This is a genomic window from Nonomuraea typhae, assembly GCF_009760925.1.
Classification (GTDB): Bacteria; Actinomycetota; Actinomycetes; order Streptosporangiales; family Streptosporangiaceae; genus Nonomuraea; species Nonomuraea typhae.
Window position 1 is genome coordinate 23,087 of the sequence record NZ_VRLV01000002.1, and the last position, 14,260, is coordinate 37,346.

14 protein-coding genes and 3 tRNA genes are annotated in these 14,260 nt (G+C 71.2%); 10 read left to right on the plus strand and 7 right to left on the minus strand.

Translation table 11 applies throughout. The features are described 5' to 3' along the window. Nucleotides 1-183 precede the first annotated feature (183 nt). Together FVE25_RS06640 and FVE25_RS06645 are read right to left on the minus strand one after the other, a co-directional pair. Nucleotides 184-831, minus strand: coding sequence for a response regulator (locus FVE25_RS06640; protein ID WP_157245574.1), 648 nt, complete (start codon nucleotides 829-831; stop codon nucleotides 184-186). After that, nucleotides 822-2,069, minus strand: a complete 1,248-nt coding sequence (locus FVE25_RS06645; RefSeq protein ID WP_157245575.1) for a sensor histidine kinase — start codon at nucleotides 2,067-2,069, stop codon at nucleotides 822-824. Before FVE25_RS06645 ends, FVE25_RS06640 begins: the two co-directional genes overlap by 10 nt. A 184-nt stretch (nucleotides 2,070-2,253) precedes the next feature. Between FVE25_RS06645 and FVE25_RS06650 the strand changes: the two genes are divergently transcribed. Then, nucleotides 2,254-3,507 (plus strand): acyltransferase family protein, encoded by a 1,254-nt coding sequence (locus FVE25_RS06650; protein ID WP_157245576.1) that lies wholly within the window; start codon nucleotides 2,254-2,256, stop codon nucleotides 3,505-3,507. 44 nt (nucleotides 3,508-3,551) lie between these two features. On the opposite strand, the gene FVE25_RS06655 is transcribed toward FVE25_RS06650, so the two are convergent. Next, on the minus strand, nucleotides 3,552-4,433 hold the full coding sequence (locus FVE25_RS06655; protein WP_157245577.1) for a DUF4344 domain-containing metallopeptidase: 882 nt from the start codon (nucleotides 4,431-4,433) through the stop codon (nucleotides 3,552-3,554). An 86-nt stretch (nucleotides 4,434-4,519) separates the two neighbouring features. On the opposite strand from FVE25_RS06655, the gene FVE25_RS06660 reads away from it, so the two are divergent. From FVE25_RS06660 to FVE25_RS56190, 3 genes are all read left to right on the plus strand, one after another. Then, nucleotides 4,520-7,018, plus strand: a complete 2,499-nt coding sequence (locus tag FVE25_RS06660) for a DEAD/DEAH box helicase (RefSeq protein WP_425489476.1) — start codon at nucleotides 4,520-4,522, stop codon at nucleotides 7,016-7,018. A 75-nt stretch (nucleotides 7,019-7,093) separates the two neighbouring features. Beyond that, nucleotides 7,094-7,636, plus strand: a complete 543-nt coding sequence (locus FVE25_RS06665) for a dihydrofolate reductase family protein (protein ID WP_157245578.1) — start codon at nucleotides 7,094-7,096, stop codon at nucleotides 7,634-7,636. A 150-nt stretch (nucleotides 7,637-7,786) separates the two neighbouring features. Then, entirely contained in the window at nucleotides 7,787-8,281 is a 495-nt protein-coding gene (locus FVE25_RS56190; protein WP_181019486.1) for a DUF2087 domain-containing protein, read from the plus strand. A 51-nt stretch (nucleotides 8,282-8,332) separates the two neighbouring features. Here FVE25_RS56190 and FVE25_RS06675 read toward each other — a convergent pair whose 3' ends face one another. Then, a complete protein-coding gene (locus tag FVE25_RS06675) occupies nucleotides 8,333-9,181 on the minus strand; it encodes a helix-turn-helix domain-containing protein (protein ID WP_219825356.1) in 849 nt (282 codons plus the stop codon). A 41-nt stretch (nucleotides 9,182-9,222) separates the two neighbouring features. Here FVE25_RS06675 and FVE25_RS06680 point away from each other — a divergent pair, with 41 nt between their 5' ends. Beyond that, the gene (locus tag FVE25_RS06680) at nucleotides 9,223-9,993 is read left to right on the plus strand and encodes a phytanoyl-CoA dioxygenase family protein (RefSeq protein WP_157245580.1); all 771 of its coding nucleotides are present in this window, start codon (nucleotides 9,223-9,225) and stop codon (nucleotides 9,991-9,993) included. On the opposite strand, the gene dusB is transcribed toward FVE25_RS06680, so the two are convergent. Continuing rightward, complete coding sequence (gene dusB, locus FVE25_RS06685; protein WP_246266735.1) at nucleotides 9,990-11,099, minus strand: tRNA dihydrouridine synthase DusB; 1,110 nt, start codon at nucleotides 11,097-11,099, stop codon at nucleotides 9,990-9,992. The two genes, FVE25_RS06680 and dusB, sit on opposite strands and share 4 nt — an antisense overlap. 39 nt (nucleotides 11,100-11,138) lie before the next feature. After that, on the minus strand, nucleotides 11,139-11,942 hold the full coding sequence (locus tag FVE25_RS06690) for a heme ABC transporter ATP-binding protein (protein ID WP_157245582.1): 804 nt from the start codon (nucleotides 11,940-11,942) through the stop codon (nucleotides 11,139-11,141). A gap of 114 nt (nucleotides 11,943-12,056) precedes the next feature. Between FVE25_RS06690 and FVE25_RS06695 the strand changes: the two genes are divergently transcribed. Continuing rightward, on the plus strand, nucleotides 12,057-12,452 hold the full coding sequence (locus FVE25_RS06695) for a hypothetical protein (RefSeq protein WP_157245583.1): 396 nt from the start codon (nucleotides 12,057-12,059) through the stop codon (nucleotides 12,450-12,452). On the opposite strand, the gene FVE25_RS06700 is transcribed toward FVE25_RS06695, so the two are convergent. Next, nucleotides 12,436-13,173, minus strand: a complete 738-nt coding sequence (locus FVE25_RS06700) for a hypothetical protein (protein ID WP_157245584.1) — start codon at nucleotides 13,171-13,173, stop codon at nucleotides 12,436-12,438. The two genes, FVE25_RS06695 and FVE25_RS06700, sit on opposite strands and share 17 nt — an antisense overlap. 104 nt (nucleotides 13,174-13,277) lie before the next feature. Here FVE25_RS06700 and FVE25_RS06705 point away from each other — a divergent pair, with 104 nt between their 5' ends. From FVE25_RS06705 to FVE25_RS06720, 4 genes are all read left to right on the plus strand, one after another. After that, the gene (locus FVE25_RS06705; RefSeq protein WP_157245585.1) at nucleotides 13,278-13,913 is read left to right on the plus strand and encodes an ACT domain-containing protein; all 636 of its coding nucleotides are present in this window, start codon (nucleotides 13,278-13,280) and stop codon (nucleotides 13,911-13,913) included. Between the two features lie 56 nt (nucleotides 13,914-13,969). Next, nucleotides 13,970-14,041 (plus strand) — tRNA-Gly (locus tag FVE25_RS06710). Nucleotides 14,042-14,071: 30 nt separating this feature from the next. Beyond that, nucleotides 14,072-14,142, plus strand: a tRNA-Cys gene (locus FVE25_RS06715). A gap of 14 nt (nucleotides 14,143-14,156) precedes the next feature. Next, nucleotides 14,157-14,231, plus strand: a tRNA-Val gene (locus FVE25_RS06720). Nucleotides 14,232-14,260 lie beyond the last annotated feature (29 nt).

The following is a 14,260-nucleotide window of genomic DNA, read 5'->3' on the forward strand; positions in this document are numbered from 1 at the left end:
CAGGGCGCCACGAAGAGCGCCCCGCGCAGGAGCAGGCCAGCCCGTGAAACGCAGGCCGCAGAAGCGCCCGCAACGCACGAAGCCACGAGCACCCGCAGAAGCACCCCCGCAACGCACGGAGCCGCGAGCACCCGCGGCGGAGCCCGCAACGTACGGAGCCGCGAGCAACCGCGGCGGAGCCCGCTACGAGCGCAGGTAGGCGAGCACCGCGAGCACGCGGCGATGCTGGTCGCCGTCCTCGGCGTACAGCCCGAGCTTGGCGAAGATGCTGCGGATGTGCTTCTCCACCGCCCCGTCGCTGATGACGAGCTGCCGCCCGATCGCCGGGTTCGACTTGCCCTCGGCCATCAGCCCCAGCACCTCCCGCTCCCGCGGGGTCAGCTGGGCCAGCGGGTCGTCCTTACGCCTTCGCACCATCAACTGGGACACCACCTGCGGATCGAACACCGTTCCGCCCGCGGCCACGCGCCGCAGGCCCTCGAGGAACTCGTCCACGTCGACGACCCGGTCCTTCAGCAGGTAGCCCACGGCCCCGCGGGCGTCGGCGAGCAGGTCGTCGGCGTAGGAGACCTCGACGTACTGCGACAGGATGAGCACCGGCGCCCCCGGCACCCGGCGCCGCGCCTCGACGGCCGAGCGCAGACCTTCGTCGGTGAAGGACGGCGGCATGCGCACGTCCACGACCGATACGTCCGGCTTGTGGGTGGCGATGGCCTCGATGAGCGCCTCGCCGTCGCCCACGGTGGCCACCACCTCGAAGCCGAACTCCTCCAGGAGCCTGACCAGGCCCTCCCTGATCAGCACCGCGTCATCGGCGACAACTACCCGCACGGAACCTCCGCCACGATCAATGTCGGCCCGCCGTCCGGCGACTGAACCGTCAGCTCGCCGTCCACCGCGCGCAGCCGGTCGGCCAGCCCGGCGAGACCGTGTCCCTTGGCGACGTGTGCGCCGCCCACCCCATCATCGCCGATGATCAACATGAGCGTGTCACCGGTCCGGACGAGCTGGATGGTGCAGCTCTGGGCGCGGCTGTGCTTGGCGACGTTGGTGAGGGTCTCGGCGCAGACGAAGTAGATCGCGTTCTCGACGGCGGCCTGGTAGCGCTCGGCGGTCTGCACGTCGAGGTCGACGGGGACGGTGCAGCGTCCGGCCAGCGCCGCCAGCGCGGGGGCGAGGCCGCGGTCGGACAGGATCGGCGGGGCGATGCCGCGCGAGAGGGCGCGCAGCTCGTCGAGGGTCTCGCGGGTGGCGCTGATGGCCTCCTTGATGGTGACCTCGGCCGCCGCGGGGTCCTTCTGCATCTGGCGCTGGGCCCGGGACAGCTCCATGGCCAGGGAGACGAGCCGCTGCTGCGGCCCGTCGTGGATGTCGCGCTCGAGCTTGCGCAGGGCGGTGGCCTCGGCCGAGACGGCGGCCGAGCGCGACTGCGACAGGTCCTCGATGCGTTCCTGCAGCTCGGCCACGCCGGTCAGCAGCACGCGGCCGAGCGCGGCCCGCAGCAGCGCGGCGACCCGGGTCATGAACGGCAGCAGGACCACGCCGGCGAGCCCGACGCCGACGTAGAAGATCGAGTTGATGAGGTAGCCCTTGCCGAGGCCGAGGAGTTCCGGGAGCTCCTGGGAGTTGGGGATGTTCGAGGTGATGACCCCGTAGATCGGATAGGTCAGCCCGGCGATCGGCAGGAACCAGAAGACGACCGTGATCACGAACGACAGGATCGCGAGCGGGAAGTTCAGAATGCCGTGCAGCAGGTCCAGCCAGGACTGGCCGGTGGTGATCGGGTGGACCATGCGGCGGATCCGGCCCGCGCCCTCGGGGGCGGGCTTGTAGCGGGGGCGCACGGGGGGCCGTCCCAGCACGTCCGAGAGCCAGCCGCGCTCGCCTTCTGCGAAGGCGCGGGCCAGCATCAGCGTTCCGGCCAGAATCGGCAGGCCGATCCACACCACCGCGGTGCCCAGGCCCGCGGCGAAACCGGCCACCATGAGCACAAAGGCGATCACCGCGGTGGGGAAGCCGACGATGGTGTAGCGCGAGTCAAGCAGGACGCGCCGAATCAGGGAACGCATGGCGACAACGCTACGGCCCCGGCGCCGCGCACACGACCTGGCGTGCCCGTCCATGGGGGTAGGGCCAGCCCTACCATCCGTGGTGGTGCGGCCTCGAGCCGAAGAGGGCGGCGCACGTCACTGTGCCGCGCGAGCCTGCGCGGAAGCCTTGGTTCATCGCGTTTCCCACTGAATCGAGGCCCCCATGACCGCGCTGCTCGACCTCCCTCCCAGGCGGGCGGCCCAAGCTCCGCCGAGCCGCGACACCTTCATCGACCTGCTGCGGGTCTTCGGCATGGCGCTCGTGGTGCTGCAGCACTGGACGATCCCGGTGCTCAGCTACGACGGGGCGCGCCTGGCCACCGGCAACGCGCTGGCCACGCCGGGCGTGTGGGTGGTCACGTGGATCAGTCAGGTGATGCCGCTGGTGTTCTTCGCCGGCGGCGCCGCGAACGCGATCAGTTTCGGCCGCACCCGCGCCTCGGCGCCGCAGTGGCTGAACGTACGGCTGCGCCGCCTGGCCTGGCCGCTGCTGCCGCTGGCCGCGGTGTGGATCCCGCTGCCGCAGGCGCTGGCCGCCCTGGGGGTGCCCGGTCAGCCGCTCGAAACGGGGGCGCGGCTGACCGGGCAGCTTCTGTGGTTCCTGGCCGTGTACCTGATCGCAGTGACGGCGACGCCGGCGATGACGCGCCTGCACCAGAGGTACGGCTGGCGGGTCGTGGCCGTGCTGGCCGCGGGGGCCGTGGTGAGCGACGTGGTCCGGTTCGGCTCGGGCGTCGAGGCGCTGGGGTTCGCCAACGTGGTCTTCGTCTGGCTGGCGGTGCACCAGCTCGGTTTCTTCTACGCCGAGGGGCGGCTGCGCAGGCCGGCGCTCATGGCGGCCGCCGGGTTCGGGGCGGCGGCGCTGTTGGTGGCCTTCGGCCCCTACCCGGGCAGCATGATCGGCCTGCCGGGCGCCGCGGTGTCGAACATGGCCCCGCCCACGCTGGCGATGCTGGCGGTGTCGTTCGGCCAGATCGGGCTGGCGATGCTGCTGCGCCCGTGGCTGACCCGCCTTCCCGCCGAGCGCCTGCTGACCTGGGCCGGGCCGCGCATCATGACCGTCTACCTGTGGCACATGCCGGCGTTGTTCGCGGTGACCGGCGTGGTCGTGGTGGGCCTGGGCATCGACACGCCGGCGCCGGGCGGTTTCTGGTGGCTGGCCGGGTGGCCGGTCTGGTTCGGGCTGCTGGCGCTGGTCATGTGGCCGCTGCTGCGGGGGTTCGCCCGCTTCGAGGAGCCGCCCGCCCTGCCGTACGGCCGGCCGTCCTGGCGCACCGCGGGCCCGGCGGCGGCGCTGGTGGGCGGCGGGCTGGTGCTGCTCATGGTCTTCGGCTTCGCCCCGGGGATCGCGCCGGTCCTGGGCACGCTGGCCATCGCCGGCGGCCTGCTGCTGACGGCGCCGAAGGTCCGCCTGTGAGGGATTCCGGGAAGCACCGAGCCTCCTGCCAGTGGCCGGAACGGCTAGCTGGGCCGGGCCGTACCCGGTGACGGGGAGGGCAGGTCGGTGCGCAGGTGTGGTTCCAGGAGGCGGGTCCAGGCCCTGGACATCTTCGCGTATTCCTCTTCGCAGCGCGCGGCCCGTGCGACGGGCAGTTCGCCCTCGGACACCAGCGGCAGGAACGCGTTGTGGTTGGAGCCGTAGAGGTAGCACATCATGTTGTAGTAGCGCTGGCGGCTCAGGGAGTGGTCGTCGGCGAAGTCCCGCTGGTCCAGGGGCAGTTTGGCTTCCTCCTGCGAGATGCGGCCCCAGGTCTCGATCGTGCTGATGATCTGGGAGTAGTCCTTCTGCTTCTCGGCGGTGGTGATGAGCACGAGGGCGGAGAGCTGGTCCACGGCGTCTTCTTCGCGCCCGGTGGCGGGCAGGTCGTAGAGGTCGATGAGGGCGTGGCCGAGTTCGTGGAAGTAGATGCCGCTCATGGCGCCGAGGGCGCTCTCGTCCACCTCCTTGACATCGGGCCTGGGCGCGCCCTTCTCCGGGGTTGCGAACAACTTCCGCAGATAGTCCACCATTTCGTAACACATGGTGATCGACGGGTCCTCGGAGTTGTAGAACGCGTTGATCTCGTCGCACTGCCTGGCGGTCACGGAGACGTTCCGCGGCGGGACGAAGCCCTGGTTGGCCGCCTCGGCCCAGCGCTGCACGAGGCGATTGTCGCGCAGCAGCTTCTCGGCGGCGGTCAGGTCCTTGTTCTCCGGCGTCTCATAGACGGGGACGAACGCCGCCGCGGACGGGCCCGGCGACGCGGGAGACGCCTTCACCGCGACCACGCCGGGCAGCGGCGTGATCCCGCACCCGCTCAACGCGACCGCCAGGACACCAGACACCAAGAGTGCGCGCTTCATAACACAATGTAATCATCTTCATCGGAGCGTGACGTATCCGGGCGGCAAGGTCCGACCATGGCGCAGGATTCGGCAGGATAGGGAGGGTGAGCCTCCTTGTAGACCGTCTGCCGGACGAGATCGACGCCGAGCCCGATGAGATCTTCGACGCGTTCGTGAGCTGGAACGCCGAACGCGGGCTCACGCTCTACCCCGCCCAGGAGGAGGCGCTGATCGAGGTCGTCTCGGGCAGCAACCTGATCCTCGCCACCCCCACCGGCTCGGGCAAGTCGCTGGTGGCGGCCGGCGCCCACTTCGCCGCGCTGACCAGGGACCTGAGGACGTTCTACACCGCCCCGATCAAGGCGCTGGTCTCGGAGAAGTTCTTCGACCTGTGCGAGGTCTTCGGCGTCGAGAACGTCGGCATGATGACCGGCGACGCCAGCGTCAACCCGGGCGCCCCGATCATCTGCTGCACCGCCGAGATCCTGGCCAACCTCGCGCTGCGTGACGGCGCGGCGGCCGACGTGGGCCAGGTCGTCATGGACGAGTTCCACTTCTACGCCGAGCCCGACCGCGGCTGGGCCTGGCAGGTGCCGCTGCTGGAACTGCCCAAGACCCAGTTCATCCTGATGTCGGCGACGCTGGGCGACGTGTCGATGTTCGAGCGCGATCTGACCCGGCGCACCGATCGCCCGACCTCGGTGGTCAAGCACGCCGAGCGCCCGGTCCCGCTGGTGTACTCCTACCGGATGACGCCGCTGCACGAGACGCTGGAGGAGATGCTCTCCACCGGCCAGGCCCCGGTCTACGTCGTGCACTTCACCCAGGCCGCCGCGATGGAGCGGGCCCAGTCGCTGATGTCGCTCAACATGGCGACGAAGGCGGAGAAGGAGGCCATCTCCGCCATGATCGGCGGCTTCCGCTTCACCACCCGGTTCGGCCGCGCGCTGTCCCGGCTGGTACGGCACGGCATCGGCGTGCACCACGCCGGCATGCTGCCCAAGTACCGGAGGCTGGTGGAGCGCCTGGCCCAGGCCGGCCTGCTCAAGGTCATCTGCGGCACCGACACCCTCGGCGTCGGCGTCAACGTGCCCATCCGCACGGTGTTGTTCACCGCCCTGTCGAAGTACGACGGCAACAAGGTGCGCAGGCTGCGCGCCCGCGAGTTCCACCAGATCGCCGGCCGCGCCGGGCGGGCCGGGTTCGACACGATCGGCTACGTGGCCTGCCAGGCGCCCGAGCACGACATCGAGAACGCCAAGGCGCTGGCCAAGATCGGCGACGACCCGAAGCGGCGGCGCGGCTACGCCCGCAAGAAGCCGCCGGAGGGCTTCGTCGGCTGGAGCGAGGAGACCTTCGAGAAGCTGCAGACGGCCGAGCCGGAGCCGCTCAACTCCCGCTTCAAGGTGAGCAACGCGATGCTGCTGGCCGTCATCAACCGGCCGGGTGACTGCTTCGCCGCGATGAAGCACCTGCTCACCGACAACCACGAGGACCGCAAGTGGCAGCGCCGGCACATCAGCCAGGCCATCGCCATCTACCGCTCGCTGCTGGCGGGCGGCATCGTCGAGCAGCTGAAGGAGCCCGACGAGCAGGGCCGCCGCGCCCGGCTGACGATCGAGCTGCAGGAGGACTTCGCCCTCAACCAGGCGCTGTCCACGTTCGCGCTGGCCGCCTTCGACCTGCTCGACAAGGAGTCCCCGAGCTACGCCCTCGACATGGTCTCCATCGTGGAGTCCATCCTCGACGACCCGCGCCAGATCCTGTCGGCCCAGCTCAAGAAGGCCCGCGGCGAGGCGGTCGCGCAGATGAAGGCCGACGGCATGGAGTACGAGGAGCGCATGGACGCCCTCGCAGAGGTCATGTACCCGATGCCGCTGGAGACGCTGCTGCTCGGCGCCTACGAGACCTACCGGCGCGGCCACCCGTGGGTGGGCGACTACACCGTCAGTCCCAAGGCGGTGGTGCGTGACATGTACGAGCGGGCGATGACGTTCAGCGAGTACATCCAGTTCTACGAGCTGGCCCGCTCCGAGGGCACGGTCCTGCGCTATCTGGCCGACGCCTATCGCACGCTCTCGCGCACGGTCCCCGAGCACCTGAAGACCGAGGACCTGGTGGACCTCATCGAATGGCTCGGCGAGCTGGTGCGCCAGGTCGACTCCTCGCTGATCGACGAGTGGGAGAAGCTGGCCAACCCGGCCGAGGCGCTGGAGGCGCAGCAGCAGCTGGAGACGAAGGTCCGCCCGGTGACCGCGAACGTGCGCGCCTTCCGGGTGCTGGTGCGCAACGCGATGTTCCGCCTGGTCGAGCTGTGCGCGCTGGAGAAGGAGGAGGAGCTGGCCGAGCTGGCTCCCGACCTCGACTGGCCGGCGATGCTCGACGCCTACTACGACGACCACGAGGAGGTCCTCACCGACGCCGGCGCCAGGGGCCCGGCCCTGCTGCGCATCGAGGAGGAGAGCGGCTTCTGGAAGGTGCGCCAGACGGTCAAGGACCCGGCCGGGGACGGCGACTGGGGCATCGACGCCCAGGTGGACCTGGCCGCCTCCGACGAGGAGGGCCGCGCCGTCCTGCACGTCCAGGGCCTGAACCGGCTGTGAGAACGCCACGGTAAGAATCCGGTAATCGCCTTGCGGCAGGCTTGAGCCACAACCTGACGACAAGGGAGCAGAAAAATGCGCAAGCTCATCGAGTCCACCTTCGTGACCGTCGACGGCGTGATCAGCTCGCCGGAGCGCTGGGGCTCGCCGTACTGGGACGACGAGCACACCGCCTACTCCGCCGCCCTGTTCTCCGACACCGACTCGCTGCTGCTGGGCCGGGTCACCTACGAGGCGTTCGCCGTGGCCTGGCCGGCGATGGAGGCGGGCGGCGACGAGTTCGCCGCCCAGATGAACCAGCGGCCCAAGTACGTCGCCTCGCGCACGCTCAAGGAGACCACGTGGAACGCCACGCTCATCGAGGGCGACGTGGCCGAGGAGGTGGCCAGGCTCAAGGCCGCGTCGGGCAAGAACATCCTCAAGTACGGCACCGGCGAACTCGACCGCACGCTCCTGGAGCACAAGCTGGTCGACGAGTACCACTTCTGGATTTTTCCGGTCCTGGCCGGGAAGGGCGAGCACCTGGGCGACCAGCTGGATCTCGCGCACCTTCAGCTGGTGCGGACCACGCAGTTCGGCTCGGGGATCGTCGTGCTCGTGTACACGCCCAAGGCGTAAGTCGTGTGCCGGGACGGACTGGCAAGGGCGCCCCGGCACACGCCTCTTCCCTCAGTGTCGGATCACGAGTTCCCCGTCGTGTCATGACAATGTCTCAAGATCGAGACATAGTGCGATACGCGTGGTCCGGGATGCCGCAAAATAGGGGGAATGAGCGACGAAAACGTCAAGCGGGTTCTCGGGTTGCTGGCCCAGGACGACACCCTGCGCGCCTTTTCCGCGCTGGTGCTGGGCGGGGCCGGTGACGCCGCGCCCAAGGCGCTGGAGAAGCTGCGGGCGGGCGGCCTGGCCGTACGCGATGACGAGGGACGGTGGCAGGCGCGGCCGGAACGGTTCCGTGAGCTGCTGAAGGCGCTGGCCGAGCCGCCGGCGCAGGTGAGCGACGAGGAGAAGGTGCTGCGGGCGTTCCTGGTCGAGGGGCGGCTGAAGTCGATGCCCATGAAGCACGAGAAGCGCATGGTGGTGCTGCGGTACATCACACAGGTGTTCGAGCCGGGGGTTCGGTATCCGGAGAAGGAGGTGAACGTCGCGCTGCGCGCCTTCCACGACGACTACGCGGCCCTGCGCCGGTACCTGATCGACGCCGATCTGCTGAGCCGCGAGGACAACGTCTACTGGCGCAGCGGCGGGCCGGTCAGCCTCTAGCGGTTGCGGACCAGGCGCGTGCCCACGGCTTCCCGGTACGGCGCGGCCGGGTCAGCCGAGCCGCCGCCGGTACTCGCGGGGCGGCAGGCCGTACTCCTTGGCGAACGTGCGGCTGAAGTGGAAGGCGCTGACGAACCCCGAGGCGGCGCCCACCTGGCCGACGTCCAGGTCGGTGACCTCCAGCAGCCGGGCGGCGTGCGCCAGCCGGGCGGCCCGCACCGCGCGCATCGGGGTGCGGCCGGTGCGCTCGGCGAACAGGTGGGCCAGCCGGGACGGCGACAGCGCCACCGCCCCGGCCAGCGAGGCGACGGTGTGCGGGGCGGCGGGCTCGGCGGAGATGAGCTCCAGCACGCGCTCCACCCGCTCGTCCATCCCCGCCCCGGGTGTCTGCCGCGGCGCCGTGGCCAGTAGCAGCACCTCCTCCACCGCCCCCAGGACGAGTTCACCCGCCCGCCCGGCCGTGGCCACCGCCGGCCGTACCGGATCTGCGGGCGCGGGCGGCGAGCCCCGGCCGTTCCAGCGGGCGTAGGCGTGGGCGCGCCGGAAGGCGGGTTCCAAGGGCGGGCAGCCGGGCACCAGGTGGCAGCCGGGTGCGGGCCCGAAGGGGCGCAGCCAGGCCGCCCAGGCGGGACGGGGCTGGAAGTGCACCCACCAGAACCGCCAGCGCGCCCCCGCCGTGCGGTAGTGGTGGGCCGTCCGGGCGGCCAGCACCACGAGGTCGCCCGGCCCGGCGGTGAGCACGGTCCCACCCTGCTCGACCAGCCCGGCGCCGTCCTGGGTGAACATGAGCAGCCAGCTCGCCGAGCCGGAGGCGCGCCGCGTGGCATAGCCGGGTCCTTTGTCGTAGTGGCCCACGATGACGAGTTCGGCAGCAGGAACGGACAGGTCTGCGACGCTCACCGGCATACCGTCTCACACCCCGCCTTCCTAGGCTCGAAGGCATGAACCTCAGCGACTTCCACACGCTCGGTTACGTCATCGCCCGCGGCCTGCTCGCCCCGCACGAGGCGGACCTGCTGCGCGAGGAGTTCATGCGGCTGCACGCCGGCGGCCCAGTGGCCGGTCACTTCGCGCCGGAGCCCGGGCACCGGGACCTCCTGCGGGCCTTCCCGCGCGTCATGCACCCGCACCGGATCAACGACGTGGCGCGGCGCTACCTCCTGGACGACCGGCTCGCCGCGGTCCTGCGCGAGCTGCTCGGCGAGGAGCCGATAGCAGCCCAGAGCATGTTCTACTTCAAGCCGCCCGGCGCGCGCGGCCAGGCGCTGCACCAGGACAACTTCTACCTGCGGGTCGAACCGGGCACCTGCGTGGCCGCCTGGATCGCCGTGGACAAGGTCGACCGGGCCAACGGCGGCCTGGAGGTGGTGCCCGGCACGCACCGGATGGACCTGTTCTGCCCGGAGGACGCCGACCCGTCGATCTCCTTCACCCGCGAGTACGTGCCGCCGCCGCCCGGCCTGGAGCGGGTGCCGGTGGACATGGAGCCGGGCGACGTGCTGTTCTTCAACGGCAGCCTCGTGCACGGTTCCGGGCCGAACACCACGGCCGACCGCTTCCGGCGCAGCTTCATCTGCCACTACGCGGGCCGCTCCGCCGAGCGCATCGCCGCCTACTACCCGACCATGACGATGTCCGGCGCGCCCCACCCGCTGCCCGCCGCCACCGGAGGCGGCCCGTGCGGCACGACGGACCTATCCGGCCCGCACTAACCGCCGGAGATGTCGGATTCGGCGTCGTCGGGCACGTCGCAGTCCCACGGGTCGTCCAGCCAGCCGTCCGGCAGGTGCACCCGCTGCCGCTCGCCCGACTTGCCGCGCGGGGTGTCGGTGTTGGGCGGCCACGGCTGGTCGCGCTCCAGCCGGGCCGCGGCCGCGCGCAGCTGCTCCAGCGACTCGGCCGTGGTCAGCGCCCTGCGCAGCTCGGCGCCGACGGTGAACCCCTTGAGGTACCAGCTGACGTGCTTGCGGAAGTCGGCCACCGCGTACCGCTCGGTGTCGAAGCAGGCGGCCAGCCCTTCGGCGTGCCGTACCATCACCTCGGCCACCTCGCCCAGCGAGGGCCGGCAGCGGGCGGGATCGCCGTTGAAGGCGTTCTCCAGATCGCGGAACAACCACGGCCTGCCGAGGCAGCCGCGCCCGACGACCACGCCGTCGCAGCCGGTCTCGGCGATCATGCGCAGCGCGTCGTCCGCGCTCCAGATGTCGCCGTTGCCGAGCACCGGGATCTCCGGCACCGCCTCCTTGAGCCGCTTGATCGCCGCCCAGTCGGCCGTGCCGCCGTAGTGCTGCCTGGCGGTGCGCGCGTGCAGCGCGATCGCGGCCACGCCCTCCTCGACCGCGATGCGCCCGGCCTCGAGGTAGGTGAGGTGCTCGTCGTCGATGCCCTTGCGCATCTTCATGGTCACGGGCAGCGACCCGGCGTTGCGCACGGCCTCACGCAGGATCCGCCGCAGCAGGTTGCGCTTGTACGGCAGGGCGGAGCCGCCCCCGCGCCGGGTCACCTTGGGCACCGGGCAGCCGAAGTTGAGGTCGACGTGGTCGGCCAGATCCTCGGCGGCGATCATCTTGACCGCGCGGCCGACGGTCTCCGGGTCGACGCCGTAGAGCTGGATGCTGCGCGGCTTCTCCGCATCGGCGAACCTGATCATCCTGAGCGTCTTGGGGTTGCGCTCGACCAGCGCCCGCGTGGTGATCATCTCGCACACGAACAACCCGGCGCCCTGCTCACGGCAGAGCACGCGGAACGGCGCGTTGGTGATCCCCGCCATCGGCGCCAGCACGACCGGCGGCCACACCCCTATCGGCCCAATCTTCACCCGTTCAGTTGTAGCCCACATCCGCCTCAACGGTGAAACTCACCGCCTGGCCAGCACCATCGGCACCCCGGTGCGCGGGTGCGGCAGCACCTCCACCGGATGCCGGTACACCTCGCCGAGCAGTTCTTCTCGCAGCACCTCCGCGGGCCGGCCGCACGCCCGCACCACTCCGCCGGACAGCACGGCCACCCGGTCGGCGCAGGCCGCGGCCAGGGCGAGGTCGTGCAGGACGACCACGACGGCGTCCCCCGCACCGGCCCGTCCCCTGGCCAGGCCGAGCACCGCCTCCTGGTGGCGGATGTCCAGTGCCGCGGTCGGCTCGTCGAGCAGGACCATCGGCGTGCGCTGGGCGAGCACTCTGGCCAGTCCCGCCCGTGCCCGTTCGCCGCCCGACAGCTCCTGGAAGGGCCGGTGCCGCAGGCCGGCGGTCTCGGTCCGCTCCAGCTCTGCCGCGACCACCGCGTCGTCGTCCTGCTCGGCCGCGGTGCGCGCCCAGGGCGCCCGGCCCATGGCCACGACCTCCCGGACGCTGAAGGGGAAGGCGAGGGTGAGCTGCTGCGGCAGCACCGCCCGCCGCAGCGCCAGTTCCCGCGCGCTCCAGTCGCCGATGGGCCGCCCGTCCAGGTGTACGGCTCCCGCGTGGGGCCGGGCATCGCCCGCCAGCAGGGACAGCAGCGTGGACTTGCCGGAGCCGTTGGGCCCGACGAGGGCCAGCACCTCTCCGGTGACGACGCTCAGCGTGACGCCGCGCAGCACCTCGGCCCCGCCGTACCCGAAGCACACCTCGTCAGCCGCGGCGTAGACCGTGCCGGCGGGTGGCCGGGCGGGGATGCGTGGCCTCATGCTCTTCCTCCAACCAGAGTGTTTAGGTTAGCCTCACCTAATATCACCACATATGTGGATGCGATAGGTTTTAGCGGTTTTGCAATGCTTGATGGGCTAAGGAGCACTTTCACCATGGGCAAGCTTGTCGACCTCGGCCAGTGGCCTCTGGTCACCGCCTCCCAGAACGGGCGCCTCACCGTCGAGGAGGCCCACGAGCTGAACGCCGGCATGGTCGAGGTGCTGGCCCGGGCGCGGGCCGCGAACCAGCGCTTCGCCGTCGTCGTGGACCAGAGCCGGCGCGAGGCCCCCGAGAAGGGCGCGCTGGAGATCGTGCACGCGTTCTGGGCCGAGCGCGAGGCCGAGATCGCCGCGTGGTGCGTCGGCTACGCCAGCGTGGTGGGCACCCCGGCGCTGGCCGACCTCGTGGAGAACCCCGGCCCCGGCGGGCTGACCGTCCTCGGCACCGTAGACCCCGACGCCGCCCTGCTGTGGGCGAAGGACCGGCTGGCGATCATCGAGGCGGGCTGACCCGCCTGACGGGATGGACCCCGGCGTCCATCACCGGGCGCCCGCCCAGCGGCGCGGCCAGTTCGACGGTGAACGGCGTCGGCGGGTTGGCCTGGCAGGTCATCGCCTGCCCCGACCTGGGCGCCACGCCGATCACCACCCGCACCTCCCGTTCGTCCTCCTCCAGCGTCACGACCCGGATCCGGCCGGTCGCGGCGGCGCCGCCCGCGCAGGCCAGCTCGTTGACCAGGAGCTCGACGGTCCTCCCCGACACCTTTCCCAGGGCCAGGGTGGCCTTGCCCAGGCCGTCCAGTTCGCGGCGCAGGTCGCAGCCGCCGGACGAGCGCAGGTGCCAGCCCGGCCGGCCGTCCGGGCCCGGCGGTCCGAACCGCTCGATGAGCAGGTAGCGGTAGGGGGCGGGGTGCGCGTACCGCGCGTCCGGATCCCGTCCGGCGATCAGCGCCACGCGCTCCGGCCCCTCCTCGACGATGCGCCACCGCTCCAGATCGCGCGGGCGGCGGACCTCCTCGCCCTTCAGCGCCGCGAGCCCGTCGGGCCCCAGCTCCGTCGCGGGCCGGCCCGCGGTGAGGGCGTCCAGCGGCACCGGGCGGTCATGGCAGGCGTAGACCGCGCCGCCACCGGGACCGGGCGGCGCGGTGGCTCCCGGGGCGGCCGGCGCCGCGCAGGCGGTCAGCGACGCCGCGATCAGCGCCAGGGCCGCCGTCTTCGTGTACTGTCCCATGTCCCTCCTCGCGAGCGCCTCATCGACAACGACGGTCCCGGCGCGGGCGGGGTTCACGCGATGCGGCCGATAGGCTGTGATCCGGGAAGCATGGGAGGCGACGGATGCTGCTGCGACTACGACTCGTGCTGCCCGACCGGCCGGGATCCCTGAGCCAGGTGACGCAGGTGCTGGGCGCGAGCGGCGCCGACATCACGCAGCTGACCGTGCTGGAGCGCGGCGGCGGGCTCGCGGTGGACGACATCACGGTGTTCTGCCCGGACGGCACCCCCAAGGAGACCCTGGCCAAGGGCCTGTCGAGCGTGCCCGGCGTGCGCGTCGATGGCGTCTGGGCCACGCGCGAGGCGCCGGGCACCTATCCCGAGCTGGAGATCCTGAAGTACATCACCACCGCCGGCGAGCGGGCGCTGACCACGCTCATCGACTCGCTGCCGGTGTTGTTCAGCGCCGACTGGGCCGCGGCGGCCGGCGCCGGCACGACGGTGTACGCGAGCTGGCGGGCGCCCCAGGACATCGTGTTCCCGGCCGAGACCCCGCCCCGGCCGGTCGCGGCCACGCTGGAGTCCGGCCTGCACGTGATCCACGCGCCGCTGCCGCCGCTGGCGCTGACGTTGATGCTGGCCAGAGGCGACGGCCCCGCCTTCCACCGGATCGAGGTGCACCGCCTGACCCGCATCCTGGAGATCTTCCTCGGCCTGCCCGCGACGGAACGCAGCGTGGCCCGCCAGCTGCGCAAGTGAGCAACCACTCGAAAAACCCGCTAGAGTTGCTGTGTCGCCGCACACAAGCGGCGCACGCGGAAGTGGCTCAGTGGTAGAGCATCACCTTGCCAAGGTGAGGGTCGCGGGTTCGAATCCCGTCTTCCGCTCGGAGAGGCCGCTTCGTTGGGGCCTCGCTCGGTGGAGTGGCCGAGAGGCGAGGCAGCGGCCTGCAAAGCCGTCCACACGGGTTCAAATCCCGTCTCCACCTCTAACGGCATACGCGGACGATTAGCTCAGCGGGAGAGCGCTTCCCTGACACGGAAGAGGTCACTGGTTCAATCCCAGTATCGTCCACCAGCAAGCAGCCCCAGGCCGCCGGTCGGCCT